Below are 15,361 nucleotides of genomic sequence, written 5' to 3'. Positions count from 1 at the left end.
CCACCAGATTCCCTCTGGTGGGGTTTTGTCTTTGGGCGATCATAAAAAACGATGTACGTGGATCAGCTTCGTTCGAGGTCACGCGCTGGCGGATTCTGAGCCGCTTTTCTACGATGTGGCGCTCAAACCTCATCTCGATTTCTATCCCCGATCTGGCGTCTTTGTGCGGTAAGATTGGCTAAATCTATTCGATGGAGCGGTTATCGTGAGCGATCCCCAGATCCCTACTCAACCCAACAATTCGCTCGACCTGCGTACGCTGACCCACGTCACCTATGGCTTATATGCCCTGGGTTTTGTGACCGGTGGCTTTTTGGGTATAGCGACATTGGCAGCTGTGGTGTTGATGTACCTCAAACGTACTGATGCGGCAGGCACGATGTATGCAGCGCATTTTGATTGGCTGTTACGTACGTTCTGGTGGGCCCTGCTGTGGCTTGCGATCAGCGCGATAGCTACGTTGATTTTTATCGGCTGGCTCGGTGTAGTGGCCACCGTGGTTTGGGTGCTCTATCGCTTGATTAAAGGCTGGTTGGCGCTCATGGAAGGCTCGGTGCCTACCCAGTACAGCTAAATCCTGCCTATGGCCGTCTGCTACGTTCAGGCGGCCAGATTTATTTTGCGCAGGTAAAAATAAAAACGGCTGACCGTGGTCAGCCGTTTTTATTTGGGCTCGCGTCTTGATGCACGCCCGGTGCGGCAAGCCCTGGGCGTATGGGCCGTCATAAACGGCCCACGACAGCAGACGGGGGACGTACTGGGTACGACCCGTTACCTGCTTACTTCAGGTGGGCGTTGACCAGCTTGGTCAATTCGAACATCGTGACTTGATCTTTGCCAAAGATCGGACGCAGCTTGGCGTCAGCGTTGATGTTGCGTTTGTTGCTGGCATCTTGCAGGTTGTGCTTCTTGATGTATTCCCAGATCTTTTTGGTGACCTCGGTGCGCGGCACGGCGTCGGAGCCAATGACTGCAGCCAGCTCGGCGCTGGGAGTCAGGGGCTTCATGAATGCGGCATTCGGCTTGCGTGCGGTCGCGGGTTTGGAGGTTGTAGCCATATTACGGCGCTCCTTCTCTGGCTGTTGGAAAAATTGTCCTGCGGGCGGAGCATAACGTGTCTCTCTCTCAAAGACAAAGCCATTTATGCTCTGTAGCAACTAAAATAGGGGCTTGACCCCCTTCTGTTCAAGGTGCGTAACGTCTCATGTACGCAAGATCAGCACTAGATTCTATCCGTCTATTCCATGACGAGTTGACGGCGATACGCCGGGATTTGCATGCCCACCCGGAATTGGGCTTCGAAGAGGTGCGTACGTCAGGCATCGTGGCGGGCTCATTAGAGGCTCTGGGCATCGAAGTACACCGGGGCATAGGCAAGACAGGGGTTGTGGGCGTTATTCGCGGCAGAAGCTGCGATAGCGGGCGCATGATCGGTCTGCGCGCCGATATGGACGCGCTACCCATGACAGAGGATAACAATTTTGCGTACAAATCCAACAAACCCGGATTGATGCATGGCTGCGGTCACGATGGGCACACCACGATTTTGCTGGGGGCTGCACGCTATCTGGCACAAACGCGCAATTTTGACGGCACCGCCGTATTGATTTTTCAGCCGGCTGAAGAAGGGCGGGGTGGCGCAAAGGCCATGATGGAGGACGGGTTGTTTGATACCTTTCCGTGTGACGCCATCTATGCTCTGCATAATTGGCCGGGTTTAAAACCCGGCACCGTCGGGATCAATCCCGGCCCCATGATGGCGGCGGCGGATCGTTTCGATATCACCATTACGGGGCGTGGCGGCCATGGCGCGCATCCCTACCAGACGATTGACCCTGTCACCATCGCAGGCCATGTGATTACCGCGCTGCAGACGATTGTGTCGCGAAATGTTAATCCGCTGGATTCGGCGGTGCTGTCCATCGGATCGCTGCAGGCAGGGCACCCGGGGGCCATGAGCGTGATTCCCCGCGAAGCCAAATTGGTGGGCACGGTCCGCACGTTCCGCAAATCGGTGCAGGAAATGGTCGAGACGCGGATGCGCGAGCTGGTGAACGCGATCGCCGGCGGTTTTGGGGCGACAGCTGAAATCAATTACCAGCGTATCTATCCCGCGACCCTGAATACGCCGCAGCACGCGAATTTAGTCGCCGATATCGCCACGGATATGATCGGCAAAGAAAACGTGGTGCGCGATCTGGTGCCTTCGATGGGCTCCGAGGATTTTTCGTTCATGCTGCAATCCCGTCCCGGGGCCTATTTCCGCTTGGGCCAGGGCGGAGCCGAATCCGGCTGCGTGCTGCATAATTCCCACTTCGACTTCAATGATGCTGTGATTCCGCTGGGTAGCGCGATGTTTTGCGCCTTGGCCGAGCGTGGCATGCCTTTGGCTGAATAAGCCAGGTTGCTCTCATGTCTGATCAAAACATTACTCAACTTACGATTACCCGTCCCGACGACTGGCATTTGCATTTGCGCGATGGTGCGGCATTGCAGGCCGTGGTGGGCGATACGGCGCGCCAGTTTGCGCGCGCCATCATCATGCCTAATCTGCGTCCGCCTGTGACGACGACCGAACAGGCATTGGCGTATCGCCAACGGATCGAGGACGCCTTGCGGCAGCAGGAAAATGTCCCGGCTTTTACGCCTTTGATGACGCTGTACCTGACGGACAATACGACGGCCGATGAGATCATGCGCGCGCATACGTCCGGCCAGGTGTACGCGGTCAAGCTTTATCCGGCCGGGGCGACCACGAACTCCGACGCCGGGGTGACGGATCTGCTGGGCAAATGCAGCAAGGCACTGCAAGCGTTGGAACGTTGCGGCATGCCTTTGCTGGTGCATGGCGAAGTCACCGACCCGGATATTGACGTGTTCGACCGCGAGGCCGTGTTTATCGATCGCGTGATGCGTCCGCTGCGCAAAGCCTATCCCGGCCTGAAGGTGGTGTTCGAACACATCACGACCAAGGACGGTGCAGAGTATGTGCGTGATGCCGAGGGGCCGACAGCCGCGACGATCACGCCGCAGCACATGCTGTACAACCGGAACGCGATTTTCCAGGGCGGCGTGCGGCCGCACTGGTATTGCCTGCCTATCCTGAAGCGAGAGGTGCATCGCCAGGCGCTGGTCGATGCCGCCACGAGCGGCAGCCCGCGCTTTTTCCTGGGCACGGACAGCGCTCCGCACGCTCGCGGATTGAAAGAGCATGCCTGTGGCTGTGCGGGTTGCTATACGGCACTGCACGCCATGGAACTCTACGCCACGGCATTCGAGCGCGCCGGGCGCCTGGATCGTCTGGAGGGTTTCGCCAGTTTTCACGGACCGGATTTTTACGGCCTGCCACGCAACACCGATACGCTGACGTTGCGGCGCGAGTCGTTCTCGATTCCCGCTGAGTTGCCGTTTGGCGATACCTCGTTGGTCCCCTTGGCGGCCGGCGAATCACTGGATTGGCGTGTGGCTTGAGAGCTTCTGGCGGTGATGCCCCATCGCCTGATGGGCTGGATCGGCATGGAATTGTGCTGCACCTTGGCGAGGTGTGAACTCCTCGCCAAGGTGCCCGTCCAGGTGGCAGGGTTGCCAGTTGCAGTCTATTGATTAGCTGTCGCCGCGCCGAGCCTCCAGCAATTCCCAGCGGGCGAATTTTTCTTCCAGTTCTTTGTCCAGGGCCGCGAGTTCGGTATTGATGCGTTCGACTTCATCAGGCGCATCGCGGTAGAGTGTACCGTCCGCCAAACGAGCGGATAGGTCTTCCTGGCGCGCTTCGATTTTGGCGATCGCGTCGGGTAATCCTTCGAGTTCGCGTTGTTCCCACGAACTGAGCTTGGCTACGCGGGTGGCCTTGGTACGCAGGGCCGCTGTCCCAGTGTCCGAGTTGTTCGTGGCTGTGGTGTTCGCGCCGCTGGCGGCCGCGCGCGCGGGTTTTTCCTGCTGGGCTGCAGGAGCGGCCGAAGCCGGACGTTGAGCGACCCAGTCGTCGTAGCCACCGACATAATCACGCCATTTGCCTTCTCCTTCGTAGGCAATGGTTTGTGTCACCACATTATTAAGAAAGGCACGATCGTGGCTGACGAGCAGGACGGTGCCGGTGTATTCCTGCAGGAGCTCTTCCAGCAGTTCCAGGGTCTCGATATCCAGATCGTTGGTGGGTTCGTCCAGTACCAGTACGTTCGCGGGGCGGGCAAACAGGCGCGCCAATAACAAACGTGCACGCTCGCCGCCGGACAGGCTGCTGACTGGCGAACCCGCCCGTGCAGGCGAAAACAGAAAATCGCCCAGATAGCTCATGACGTGTTTGCGGGTGCCGCCGATTTCTACCCACTCGCTGCCTGGGTTGATGATGTCGACCAGGCTCGCGCTTTCGTCGAGTTGTGCTCGCATCTGATCAAAGTAGGCGACCGACACGTTGGTACCGAGGCGGACGTTGCCGGTGTCTGGCGCCAGTTCGCCCAGCATGATTTTCAATAGCGTGGTTTTACCGGCGCCGTTGGGACCAATGATGCCGATGCGGTCGCCGCGCATGAGCGTCGTGCTGTAGTCTTGGATCACCACTCGGTCGCCAAAGCTTTTGGAGACATTGTCCAGCTCGGCGACGAGCTTGCCCGAGCGCTGGCCTTCGGCGATGGCCAGGCTCACATTCCCCAAACGATCGCGACGTTCGGAGCGCTCGACTCGCAGCTGCTCCAGACGCCGCACGCGGCCTTCGTTACGGGTGCGGCGGGCCTCGACGCCTTTGCGAATCCAGACTTCTTCTTGAGCGAGCAGTTTGTCGAACCGGGCGTTTTCCAGGCGTTCGGACTCCAGCCACTGTGCCTTGCGCTCCTGCCATTGTGAAAAGTTGCCGGGAAAGCTCAGCAGCTTGCCGCGGTCCAGTTCGACGATGCGCGTGGCAATCGCATCCAGAAAGCGCCGATCGTGGGTGATGATGACGGCCGCACCGCGCCAAGTGCGAAGCAGTTCCTCAAGCCACGCAATGCCGGTGAAGTCGAGATGGTTGGTAGGCTCGTCGAGCAGCAGGAGGTCAGGCTCGTCAGCCAGCGCGCGCGCCAACGCGACACGTTTGCGTGTGCCGCCGGACAAGCCGGCAATGCGCGCGTCGCCAGGCAGGCCGAGCCGTTCCAGCAAGGCTTGGACGCGCGATGGCCGCTGCCAGTCTTCGTGATCATCGTCGCGATTAAAGACCACGTCGTATACCGATGCGTCTTCGTCGAGATCGGGTTCCTGCTCGACGGTGGCGACTTTCAGGCCGGAATTGCGGGCGATGTCGCCATCGTCAGGCACGTTGCGCCCATCCAGCAGGCGCAATAGTGAGCTCTTGCCGGCACCGTTGCGGCCGATCAATCCGATACGTTCGCCTTCCTGGATGACGAAATCAGCGTGGTCCAGCAACGGGTGGTGGCCGTACGCGAGTTGTACGTCCGTCAAGGTAATCAAAGTGTTGTTGGCCATGAAATAGACAAAGTGCGGTGATTTGCTGCGATATCGCTATTGTCGCAGGTCGCGCGCTTTGCGTTCCGTATAGCGTCCGACTCAGCCTATCTAAATAGGGACCGAGTTGCTGCGCCGGCTTACCGTACAATGGCGTCCGCAAGGCAGGTCGGGCAATCGCGGTGGGTGCGAATCCATCGAGGAAGGTCCGGACTCCACAGAGCAGGATAGCGGCTAACGGCCGTCCAGCCGCCGCCGGACTCACGTCCGGCCGGTGGTTGAGGAATAGGGCCACAGAGACGAGTCTGCGGCGCGGGCGCGCTTTGGCGCGCACCGGTACGGCCATCTCCGTACTGCGTTCATCGGCGACGATGGGCGGCGTGGCAGGGTGAAACGCGGCAACCTCTATCCGGAGCAACACCAAATAGGCATGTGCACGGCTTTCGGGCCTGAAGGGCGGCTCGCTCTAGCATGCGGGTAGGTGGCTACAGCGGCTCAGCAATGGTCCGCGCAGAGGAATGATTGCCCGCCGAGGTGACTCGGCGTACAGAATCCGGCCTATAGACCTGTCTTGCAGCTGAATACCATCAACGGGGCGGTTTTGCTGCGGCAAGACCGAACGTAAAACATTGAAAGGGCGCTCTATTTGTCCCACTCCTGACTAAGGACTTTTAATTGTTACCGCAACCTCCTGATTTATCAGGGGGTTTTTATTTTTGCCATTTCAAAAACTGTTCTAAGTCCTTGTTGTGATTGAAAAAATTGCAACCGTCCGCTTGACCCGCTTTGTCCATTACCGTAGAGTGGGAAAAAGTAGGAATTTGTGCAATTAAGTGGGGTGAATGTGGTGTTTCAGGGAAGCAGCGCGCTGACGCTCGATGCCAAGGGACGGATCTCGATTCCGACCCGGCATCGTGACGCGCTCGTTGCGCAGGCCGAAGGCCGGCTGACCCTGACCCGCCACCCCGATGGCTGCTTGTTGGTGTATCCGCGGCAAGAGTGGGAAAAAAAGCGCGATCAGATCGCTGCGTTCCCCATGTCGGCGCGCGCACTGCAGCGGCTGTTGTTGGGCAACGCTCAGGACGTCGAGATGGACGGTTCCGGTCGTGTGCTCATCGCGCCTGAACTGCGCAACGCTTCCGGTATGACGCGCGATGTGATGCTGCTCGGTATGGGCGCGCACTTCGAGCTCTGGGATGCCGCTTCCCTGGCCCGCCGCGAGGCGGAGGACCTAGCTCAGGGGATGCCGGACGTGTTGAACCAGTTTTCGTTCTGAAACCGAGTATGGAATTCGAACATCGGCCCGTGCTGCTGGCGCCGACGGTGGATGCGTTATTGCAGGCCAATTTTGGCGGCAAGGGCGCGGCACGGTCAGGCCAGGCGGATGACGCGCAGGCCGAAGCACAAGCTCACGCGCGCGTACTGCGTGGCGTGTTTGTCGACGGCACCTTCGGGCGCGGTGGGCATAGCAGTGAGTTGTTGAGCCGTCTGGGACCTGAGGCCCGGTTGGTGGTGTTCGACAAGGACCCTCAGGCGATTGCGGTGGCCACGGAGTTGGCGGCGCGCGATCGGCGAGTGACGGTTGTGCATGATGGTTTTGCCACCATGCGCGAGGCGTTGGCAGGACTCGGCATCGAGCATATCGATGGCGTGATGTTGGATCTTGGGGTGTCTTCACCTCAATTGGATGATGCCGGACGAGGTTTTTCGTTTATGCGCGAAGGCCCGCTCGACATGCGTATGGATACGACCCGTGGCCCAACGGTTGCGGATTGGCTGGCAGATGCCAGCGTGGATGAGATGCGGGAGGTCATAGCAGATTATGGCGAAGAACGGTTTGCTTTTCAGGTTGCAAAGGCGATTGCTGCTCGCCGCGCAACACGGCCGCTGCGCACCACGCTCGAGCTTGCCGAGTGCGTCGCCAGCGCCGTCAGGACGCGCGAAAAAGGCCAGCACCCGGCCACTCGCACCTTTCAGGCTTTACGGATTTACATCAATCGGGAACTCGAAGAGCTCGCGCGCGCCCTCGCGTCAGCTCTAGAACTGCTTGCCCCAGGGGGGAGGTTGGCGGTGATCAGCTTTCATTCGCTCGAAGACCGCATGGTCAAACAGTGCATCGCGGCGGCAGCCAAGCCTGCTGTCGCGCATGCACGTCTGCCGTTGCGAGAGAGCGAATTGCCCCAGCCGCTGGTGCGTTCGTTGGGGCGGGTGCTTGCCAGCGATGACGAGATCGCTGGCAATGCCCGGTCGCGTTCGGCGGTGTTGCGAGTTGCCGAGCGTACCAGCACACCCCTGGATGCCGATGCGGCCACATTTGTGCCGGCCATGCGTGTGCCGGGCGAATCGCCTGCCGCCAGGCGCGGCGCCAAACGGAGGCCGCGCTAATGGCACGCTTGAGCCTCATCGTTTCTATATTGTTGATGCTGTCGGCCATCTCGCTGGTCACCAGCCGGTATCAATCGCGCCAACTCTTTATTGAATTAGAGCGCGGCAATACGCTGTCCAATACGTTGGACACGGATTGGCGGCGCCTGCAACTGGAGCGCGCCGAGCTGGCGCGCAACGCACGGATCGATCATGCGGCGCGCCAGGATCTGAAGATGATCCCCATCGTGCCTGACCGCACCATCTATTTGAATCAAGCGCCGATTCCGGCTCCGGCTGTCGGAGGTGTGCAATGAAGCGCGTGCCGTTCTTCGACAATCCCATGCTGCGTGGGCAACTGCCTACCTGGCGTGCTCGGCTGGTTCTCGTGCTGTTGCTGGCAGCTTTTGTGGTGTTGGCAGGGCGCGCGCTGTATTTGCAAGGCCTGTCTACCGAGTTTTTGCAGCAGCAGGGTGAGCGCCGCTACGAGCGTACGCTGACGCTGGCCGCGACGCGTGGCAAGATTCTCGACCGTAATGGCGTGGTGTTGGCTTCCAGCGTGCCGGCGCGCGCCATCTGGGCGATTCCCGAGGATGCAAAGCCCGCGACAGCCGAGCAGCTTTCCAATCTGGCCAAGCTGCTGGGCCTGTCGGTTGCCGATCTACGTGGCCGCTTGGCGGACGTGGACCGCAATTTCGTCTATCTCAAACGGCAAGTCCCCACGGAAATCGCCGACCAGATCAAAAAACTCGAAGTCCCGGGTATTCACCAGCAAGCCGAGACGCGGCGCTATTACCCGGATGGCGAGGTCACAGCCCACTTGGTGGGCTTTACCAGTGTTGAGGACTCGGGGCAGGAAGGCGTCGAACTGACATTCGACAAGTTGCTGTCGGGCACGCCAGGCAGCCGCCGCGTGATCAAAGACCGGCTGGGCCGCGTCATCGAAGACGTCCAGGCGGTGACAGCGCCGGTCAATGGGCGCGATCTGAGCCTGTCGATCGACACCCGCCTGCAATATCTGGTGTTCCGCGAGTTGGGCGAGGCGGTGAAAAAGCACCAGGCCTCTGCGGCCAGCGCCATCATTATGGATGTGCGTACGGGCGAGATTCTGGCGCTGGCCAGTCTGCCGACGTTCGACCCGAATGACCGCGAAAGCTTTCAGACCCCCAATCTGCGTAACAGGGCCATTACCGACACGTTCGAGCCTGGCTCGATCATGAAGCCCTTCACCGCGGCCTTGGCGCTGGATCTGGGGCGTATCAATACCAAAACGCAGTTCGACACGGGCAATGGTGCATTCCGCTATCAAGGCAGCACGATTCATGATGTGAGCCGCAATGGCATGCTGAACGTGGCGGGGGTGCTGCGTCGTTCCAGCAATATCGGAATGACGATGATCTCGGAAAAGCTGCAGTCGCGCGAGATGTGGGAACGCTTTACCGAATTGGGCTTTGGCCGTGTACCGCAACTGGGTTTCCCTGGGGCTGCGCCCGGGCGTCTGCGTCCCTGGGACCGTTGGCGTTTGATTGAAAAAGCCACCATGGCCTATGGGTATGGTTTGTCCGTGTCCTTGTTGCAGGTGGCGCGCGCCTATACGGTTTTCGCGCGTAATGGCGATATGGTGACGCCCACCTTGATCAAGCGGGATAGCGATCCGACCAGCGTGAAAGTCTATAGCCCCGAGGTGGCGCAACTGGTGCGCAGCATGCTCGAGGCAGCGGCAGGCCCCGAGGGCACCAAAGCTGCCCAGGTACAGGGCTATCGGGTCGCCGGCAAGAGCGGTACGGCACGCAAGATCGTGGATGGTAAATACAGTACCCAACGCTATCGCAGTTCGTTTGTCGGGTTCGCCCCGGTGTCGAATCCGCGGATTGTCGTGGCCGTGTCCATTGACGAACCCAAGGTCGGCGGTTACTACGGTGGCGCGGTGGCGGCACCTGTGTTCTCCACGATCGTGGGCGGCAGCCTGCGCATGATGGGCGTGCAGCCCGATGCGCCGTTCGAATCGACCATTGTGGCCGGCGTACAGGAGAAGGCGCGATGACCGCCGCTCGTCAATTGTCCGCTGCTGCCCAGGCATTGGTCTGGCTGCGCGCGCATGCGGCGGCGGACGCCGATTTGCGTCTGGATTCCCGCGAGATCGCAGCGGGCGATGTGTTCGTGGCCTGCCCGGGCGGCTCGGCGGATGGCCGGGATTACATTGCACGGGCTTTGGAGCAAGGCGCTTCGGCGGTGTTGTGCGAAGCACCCGCGCCGGCTGGCGCTCAGAATGATGCCCGGGTACATGCTGTGCCGGCGTTGCGCACCTGGCTCGGCGAACTCGCCGACCAGTGGTATGGGCAGCCTTCGGCGGCCTTGAGCGTGGTGGCGATTACCGGCACCAACGGCAAGACCTCCTGCGTGCAATGGATTTCGCAGGCGTTGACAGCCGCAGGCAAACCCTGCGGCAGCATTGGCACGCTGGGTGCGTTGCTGCCGGATTGGCAGTCGCTGGGCGGCAGCTTGACGACGCCGGACGTATTGACGGTGCATCGCATCTTGGCGTTGATGCGTGAGGCGGGAGCCCAGGCGGTCGCGCTCGAAGCGTCGTCAATCGGCCTTGAGCAGGGGCGGTTGGACGGCGTGCGTATCGAAATCGCTGGCTTTACCAACCTGACCCGCGATCACCTGGACTACCACGGCTCGATGGACAGCTACGAGCAGGCCAAGGCACGGTTATTCCGTTGGCCTGGGCTGGCCGCAGCCATCATCAACGCCGATGACGCCGCGGGCGAGCGGTTGTTGCAATCGTTGCCCGATACCTTGGCATTGGGATATACCCAGCAGGATACGCCCGCTGCGTTTCAGGTCCGAGACCTGCAGGCGACGGCGCATGGCCAGGTCTTTACCTTGGTGTCGCCGGATGGTGAAGCGCAGATAGTGACGTCGCTTTTAGGGCGTCACAACGTCTCGAACCTGTTGTTGGTCGCCGGCGTGTTGTCCAAGCTCGGGTGGCCGCTGACGCAGATTGCGCGTGCATTGTCCGAGACGCGACCGGTGGACGGGCGTTTGCAGGTGGTGGAGCCTTTGACACTGAATGCGGGGACTGCTGCAGGCCGTGGCCCTCTCGTGGTGGTGGATTACTCTCACACCCCGGACTCGTTGGCGCGTGCCTTGACTGCGTTGCGGCCCATCGCGGATGCGCGAGGAGGCCGGTTGGTGTGTCTGTTCGGATGCGGTGGAGAACGCGACGCCGGCAAGCGCCCGGAAATGGGGCGTATTGCCGCCGACCTGGCCGACAAGATCACGGTGTCCAGCGACAATCCGCGTGGCGAGGATCCTGCCTCCATCATTGCGCAGATCCTGCCCGGTATTCCGCGCGGCGCTCGGCTCACCGTCGAGGCAGATCGCGCGAGCGCGATCATGCAGACGATCTGGGCGTCCGAGCCCAATGATGTGATTTTGCTGGCGGGCAAGGGGCACGAGACATACCAGGAAGTCGCAGGCGTCAAGTTGCCTTTCGACGATCGCGAATGGGCAAAGCTGGCTTTGCTGCTGCCGCATGCGGCAGCCTTGTCTACCGATACGCGAAAGGTGGGTGCCGATGAGGTGTTCCTGGCGCTGGCGGGCGAGAATTTCGACGGTCACGACTACCTGTCGCAGGCGCAGCAGGCGGGGGCTTGCGCGGCCGTGGTGGCGCATCCGGTCGCTGACGTATCGTTGCCGCAACTGGTCTTGGGAGACACCCGTGTCGCGTTGATGCGTATCGGTGCTGCATGGCGTGCGCGATTCGCGCTGCCGGTGATCGGGGTGGCGGGCAGCAACGGCAAGACCACGACGAAAGAAATGGTCTCTGCGATTCTGGCCGATTGGCTGGGCGAAGCAGGCCGTCTGGCGACAGCGGGCAACTTTAATAATGACATTGGTGTGCCGCTGACGCTGTTGCGTCTGCGCGCACAGCATCGTGCTGCGGTATTTGAGCTGGGCATGAACCATCCCGGCGAGATCGCGGTATTGGCCGCCATGGCGGCGCCCTCGGTCGTATTGATCACGAATGCGCAGCGCGAGCATCAGGAATTCATGCACTCGGTCGAGGCCGTGGCGCAAGAAAACGGCGCGGCTATCGAGGCGCTGCCGGATGATGGCGTCGCCGTATTCCCGGGAGATGACGCGCACTGCGGTGTGTGGGAAGCCCAGGCCGCAGCGCGGCGCGTATTGCGGTTCGGCCTGCAACCTGGATTGGATGTTTATGCCGAGAACCTGACGGCGACCGAGCAGGGCACGCGCTGCCACGTCGTGACGCCAGCGGGGTCTGCAGATCTGGTGCTGCCGGTCCCAGGCCTGCATAACGTACGCAATGCGTTGGCTGCTATCGCTGCAACGTTGGCAGCCGGTGCGCCGCTAGCCGCAGCCGTGCGGGCACTGGAGTCGTTCAACGCCGTGGCGGGCCGGATGCAACGCAAGGTCCTGCCCGACGGGACGACCCTGATCGACGATACCTATAACGCGAATCCGGATTCGGTACGTGCAGCGGTAGACGTGTTGGCGCAATTGCCCGGTCCGCGCGCCCTGGTGTTGGGCGATATGGGCGAGGTGGGCGATAACGGCCCGGCGATGCATCGCGAAGTGGGTGAGTATGCCCGTGAGCATGGTATCGACGCGCTGTATACGCTGGGAGAGGCCAGTCGCGATGCGGCGGCCGCGTTTGGCGATGGGGCCGTATCTTGCGAGTCTGTCGAGGCCATTGTGGCGGCGCTGCAAAGCATGCGTCCGGCGAGTTTATTAGTGAAAGGTTCGCGCTTTATGCGCATGGAGCGGGTGGTGAAGGTGCTGTCTACCGACAATAACAACAATATGACGGCTGCGCGCCAAGGAGGCTCTCATGCTGCTTGAAATCGCTCGTTGGCTGTCTGACGATGTGCGCGTTATCGGCGTGCTGGAATACATCACCATGCGCGCCGTGCTGGCATGCGCCACGGCCTTGTTGATCGGTCTGGTGGCCGGACCCCGCGTGATTCGCAAATTGACCGAGATGAAGATCGGCCAGGCAGTACGTGCCTATGGTCCGGAGTCGCATTTGGTCAAGAACGGCACGCCCACGATGGGTGGAGCGCTGATCCTGATTTCCATCGCCATCAGCACACTGTTGTGGGCAGACTGGACCAACCGTTTCGTCTGGGTCGTGTTGCTGGTGACATTCGGATTCGGCTGGATAGGGTGGATGGACGACTACCGAAAAGTCGTGCATCGCGATCCTGAAGGTATGCCGGCCCGGCAAAAATTCTTTTGGCAAGCCACCATCGGTCTGGTGGCTGCTGTGTATCTGGCGTTTGCGGTGTCGGCGCCGGCCAATGCCGAACTGTGGCCTTTGTTCAAGGCATGGGTGGGCAGCGGTTTCACCATGCCGTTGCCGACGCGGGCCGATTTGATCGTGCCGTTCTTTAAATCCGTCAGCTATCCGTTGGGCGTGCTGGGCTTCGTGGTCCTGACATGGGCCGTGATTGTGGGCACGAGCAATGCGGTGAACCTGACCGATGGCCTGGATGGCCTGGCCATCATGCCCACAGTCATGGTCGGCAGTGCGCTGGGGATTTTTGCTTACGTGGTGGGTCGCGTCGACTTCTCCAAATATTTGTTGTTCCCCTATATCCCGGGGGCGGCCGAGTTGATGGTGTTGTGTGCAGCGATCGGCGGGGCCGGGTTGGCGTTCCTGTGGTTCAACGCTTATCCGGCGCAGGTTTTCATGGGCGACGTGGGTGCTCTGGCACTCGGCGGCGCGCTCGGCACGATTGCGGTGATCGTGCGTCAGGAAATTGTGTTGTTCATCATGGGCGGCGTATTTGTGGTGGAAACCCTATCCGTGATGATGCAGGTGACCTGGTTCAAGTACACCAAGCGCAAATATGGGCAGGGGCGGCGGATTTTTCGCATGGCGCCGCTGCATCACCATTTTGAAGTCGGCGGCTGGAAGGAAACCCAGGTCGTCGTACGGTTTTGGATCATCAGCATGATGCTGGTGCTGATCGGCCTTTCTACCCTGAAGTTGCGATGAATAGTCCTGACACCCTCCGCGCGGAGTCGCCGCTTGTCCTGATCCTCGGATTGGGCGAGACGGGCGTGGCCGCCGCTCGCTGGTGCGCCCGCCAAGGGGCGGCGCTGCGAGTGGCCGACACGCGTGCCGAGCCGGGCGGATTGGCCGCGTTGAAATCTGCTTTGGCTGAAACCGGATCGGACGTGGATTACCGTCTGGGTTGTGGGGATGTCTTTGAACCGGCACTGCTCGATGACGTGTCGCAGCTGGTGCTCAGCCCAGGCTTGGCGCCCAATCAAGCGCCTGCGCAGGCGTTGTTGCAACTGGCGGCTGAGCGCGGTATTGAGGTCGTCGGTGAAATCGAGCTGTTTGCCAGGGCGTTGGCCGAGTTGGCGGCATCTCAGGATTATCGCCCTCACGTGTTGGCCGTGACCGGCACCAATGGCAAGACCACAGTGACGGCGATGACGCGGCAACTGGTTGAGGCCGGCGGCTTCAGCGCGCGTGCTGCGGGCAACATCAGCCCGGCCGCACTGGCTGCGCTGATGGAAGCGCTCGACGAGGACGATCTGCCTCAGGTGTGGGTGTTGGAGCTGTCCAGTTTCCAACTGGAAACGACGCAGAGTCTGTCACCCGATGCCGCAACCGTACTGAATGTGACGCAGGACCATCTGGATTGGCACGGCGATATCGAAACCTATGCCCAAGCCAAAGCCCGGTTGCTGAAACTTGCGCGCGTGTCCGTCGTGAACCGTGATGACCCGCGGGTCGCTGCAATGGTGCAAGCATTGCCGGATTTGAATGTGCGCTCGTTCGGTCGCGACATGCCCGAATTGATCGGTGATATGGGTATGGAGCTGGGCCAAGGCATGGCGTGGCTCGTGGCCTGCGAATCCACAGACTTTGATGAGCCGGCACCGCCGGTCAAGCGCAAGAAAAACGCGCCGCCTCCGCAGCGGGAGACCGGGCGCATCAGCCGGTTGATGCCGCTGGACGCGTTGCGTATCCGTGGGCTGCACAATGGTTTGAACGCGTTGGCGGCTTTGCAGTTGGCCCGCGTGCTGAATATTGGCTGGGGCCCCATGTTGCGCGCGTTGCGTGAATACACGGGCGAGCCGCATCGTGCGGCGTTCGTGCGGTCGGTCAATGGCGTGGATTACATCAACGACAGCAAGGGCACCAATGTTGGCGCTACTGTCGCTGCATTGGAAGGACTGGGCCAGCCCGTTGTCCTGATTGCGGGCGGATTGGGCAAAGGCCAGGATTTCTCGCCATTGTCTCCCGTCGTGGCGCGTTATGCGCGCGCCGTGGTGTTGATCGGCACTGACGGCCCCGAGATTGGGCGCGTGCTGGCCGAGACTGGTGTGCCGTGCGTCTCAGCAAAAGATATGCGTGAGGCAGTTCGCCGCAGCGCCGAGCTGGCCGAGCCTGGCGATGCCGTGCTGTTGTCTCCGGCTTGCGCCAGTATGGACATGTTCCGCAACTACCCGCATCGCGGTGCGGTGTTCGCCGAAGAGGTCGAAGACCTCGCGCGCGATCACGGAGAGGTGTGAG

12 protein-coding genes and 1 other RNA gene are annotated in these 15,361 nt (G+C 60.8%); 11 read left to right on the top strand and 2 right to left on the bottom strand.

All coding sequences use genetic code 11. The features are described from left to right. Positions 1 to 205 precede the first annotated feature (205 nt). On the top strand, positions 206 to 574 hold the full coding sequence (locus tag ACYVI2_RS22485) for a DUF4870 family protein (RefSeq protein ID WP_094819914.1): 369 nt from the start codon (positions 206 to 208) through the stop codon (positions 572 to 574). Between the two features lie 205 nt (positions 575 to 779). Here ACYVI2_RS22485 and ACYVI2_RS22480 read toward each other — a convergent pair whose 3' ends face one another. Next, positions 780 to 1,058 carry an SWIB/MDM2 domain-containing protein gene (locus tag ACYVI2_RS22480; protein ID WP_026641087.1) on the bottom strand — a complete coding sequence of 93 codons (279 nt, stop codon included), beginning with the start codon at positions 1,056 to 1,058 and terminating at the stop codon, positions 780 to 782. Positions 1,059 to 1,204: 146 nt separating this feature from the next. On the opposite strand from ACYVI2_RS22480, the gene ACYVI2_RS22475 reads away from it, so the two are divergent. Continuing rightward, positions 1,205 to 2,398, top strand: coding sequence for a M20 aminoacylase family protein (locus ACYVI2_RS22475; protein WP_415820025.1), 1,194 nt, complete (start codon positions 1,205 to 1,207; stop codon positions 2,396 to 2,398). A 14-nt stretch (positions 2,399 to 2,412) separates the two neighbouring features. Then, a complete protein-coding gene (gene pyrC, locus ACYVI2_RS22470) occupies positions 2,413 to 3,471 on the top strand; it encodes a dihydroorotase (RefSeq protein ID WP_415820026.1) in 1,059 nt (352 codons plus the stop codon). Between the two features lie 132 nt (positions 3,472 to 3,603). On the opposite strand, the gene ACYVI2_RS22465 is transcribed toward pyrC, so the two are convergent. After that, the gene (locus ACYVI2_RS22465) at positions 3,604 to 5,454 is read right to left on the bottom strand and encodes an ATP-binding cassette domain-containing protein (protein WP_415820027.1); all 1,851 of its coding nucleotides are present in this window, start codon (positions 5,452 to 5,454) and stop codon (positions 3,604 to 3,606) included. A 140-nt stretch (positions 5,455 to 5,594) separates the two neighbouring features. On the opposite strand from ACYVI2_RS22465, the gene rnpB reads away from it, so the two are divergent. The 8 genes from rnpB to murD all read left to right on the top strand — a co-directional run bounded on the left by rnpB (position 5,595) and on the right by murD (position 15,360). Further along, positions 5,595 to 6,010: RNase P RNA component class A (rnpB, locus tag ACYVI2_RS22460), an RNA gene on the top strand. Between the two features lie 270 nt (positions 6,011 to 6,280). Further along, a complete protein-coding gene (mraZ, locus tag ACYVI2_RS22455; protein WP_415805637.1) occupies positions 6,281 to 6,709 on the top strand; it encodes a division/cell wall cluster transcriptional repressor MraZ in 429 nt (142 codons plus the stop codon). A gap of 8 nt (positions 6,710 to 6,717) precedes the next feature. Beyond that, complete coding sequence (gene rsmH / locus ACYVI2_RS22450) at positions 6,718 to 7,818, top strand: 16S rRNA (cytosine(1402)-N(4))-methyltransferase RsmH (protein ID WP_415820028.1); 1,101 nt, start codon at positions 6,718 to 6,720, stop codon at positions 7,816 to 7,818. After that, positions 7,818 to 8,114, top strand: a complete 297-nt coding sequence (gene ftsL / locus ACYVI2_RS22445) for a cell division protein FtsL (RefSeq protein WP_094837318.1) — start codon at positions 7,818 to 7,820, stop codon at positions 8,112 to 8,114. Before rsmH ends, ftsL begins: the two co-directional genes overlap by 1 nt. Then, entirely contained in the window at positions 8,111 to 9,841 is a 1,731-nt protein-coding gene (locus tag ACYVI2_RS22440; protein WP_415820029.1) for a peptidoglycan D,D-transpeptidase FtsI family protein, read from the top strand. The genes ftsL and ACYVI2_RS22440 overlap by 4 nt, the downstream gene beginning before the upstream one ends. Continuing rightward, positions 9,838 to 12,669 carry a bifunctional UDP-N-acetylmuramoyl-L-alanyl-D-glutamate--2,6-diaminopimelate ligase MurE/UDP-N-acetylmuramoyl-tripeptide--D-alanyl-D-alanine ligase MurF gene (murF, locus tag ACYVI2_RS22435; RefSeq protein WP_415820030.1) on the top strand — a complete coding sequence of 944 codons (2,832 nt, stop codon included), beginning with the start codon at positions 9,838 to 9,840 and terminating at the stop codon, positions 12,667 to 12,669. The genes ACYVI2_RS22440 and murF overlap by 4 nt, the downstream gene beginning before the upstream one ends. Then, entirely contained in the window at positions 12,659 to 13,828 is a 1,170-nt protein-coding gene (gene mraY, locus ACYVI2_RS22430; protein ID WP_094819922.1) for a phospho-N-acetylmuramoyl-pentapeptide-transferase, read from the top strand. The genes murF and mraY overlap by 11 nt, the downstream gene beginning before the upstream one ends. Continuing rightward, positions 13,825 to 15,360 (top strand): Mur ligase family protein, encoded by a 1,536-nt coding sequence (gene murD, locus ACYVI2_RS22425; RefSeq protein ID WP_460490357.1) that lies wholly within the window; start codon positions 13,825 to 13,827, stop codon positions 15,358 to 15,360. The genes mraY and murD overlap by 4 nt, the downstream gene beginning before the upstream one ends. Position 15,361 lies beyond the last annotated feature (1 nt).

It is taken from the genome of Bordetella tumbae (genome assembly GCF_054780995.1).
The sequence above is the reverse complement of the archived record's forward strand: the minus strand, read 5'-3'. Positions and strand labels throughout refer to the sequence as shown.

What these genes read in the sequence shown, in the direction of transcription:
- ACYVI2_RS22480 (WP_026641087.1), bottom strand. Translation starts at nt 1,058, where the DNA reads ATGGCTACAACCTCCAAACCCGCGACCGCACGCAAGCCGAATGCCGCA.
- ACYVI2_RS22475 (WP_415820025.1), top strand. Translation starts at nt 1,205, where the DNA reads ATGTACGCAAGATCAGCACTAGATTCTATCCGTCTATTCCATGACGAG.
- pyrC (WP_415820026.1), top strand. Translation starts at nt 2,413, where the DNA reads ATGTCTGATCAAAACATTACTCAACTTACGATTACCCGTCCCGACGAC.
- ACYVI2_RS22465 (WP_415820027.1), bottom strand. Translation starts at nt 5,454, where the DNA reads ATGGCCAACAACACTTTGATTACCTTGACGGACGTACAACTCGCGTAC.
- rsmH (WP_415820028.1), top strand. Translation starts at nt 6,718, where the DNA reads ATGGAATTCGAACATCGGCCCGTGCTGCTGGCGCCGACGGTGGATGCG.
- ftsL (WP_094837318.1), top strand. Translation starts at nt 7,818, where the DNA reads ATGGCACGCTTGAGCCTCATCGTTTCTATATTGTTGATGCTGTCGGCC.
- ACYVI2_RS22440 (WP_415820029.1), top strand. Translation starts at nt 8,111, where the DNA reads ATGAAGCGCGTGCCGTTCTTCGACAATCCCATGCTGCGTGGGCAACTG.
- murF (WP_415820030.1), top strand. Translation starts at nt 9,838, where the DNA reads ATGACCGCCGCTCGTCAATTGTCCGCTGCTGCCCAGGCATTGGTCTGG.
- mraY (WP_094819922.1), top strand. Translation starts at nt 12,659, where the DNA reads ATGCTGCTTGAAATCGCTCGTTGGCTGTCTGACGATGTGCGCGTTATC.
- murD (WP_460490357.1), top strand. Translation starts at nt 13,825, where the DNA reads ATGAATAGTCCTGACACCCTCCGCGCGGAGTCGCCGCTTGTCCTGATC.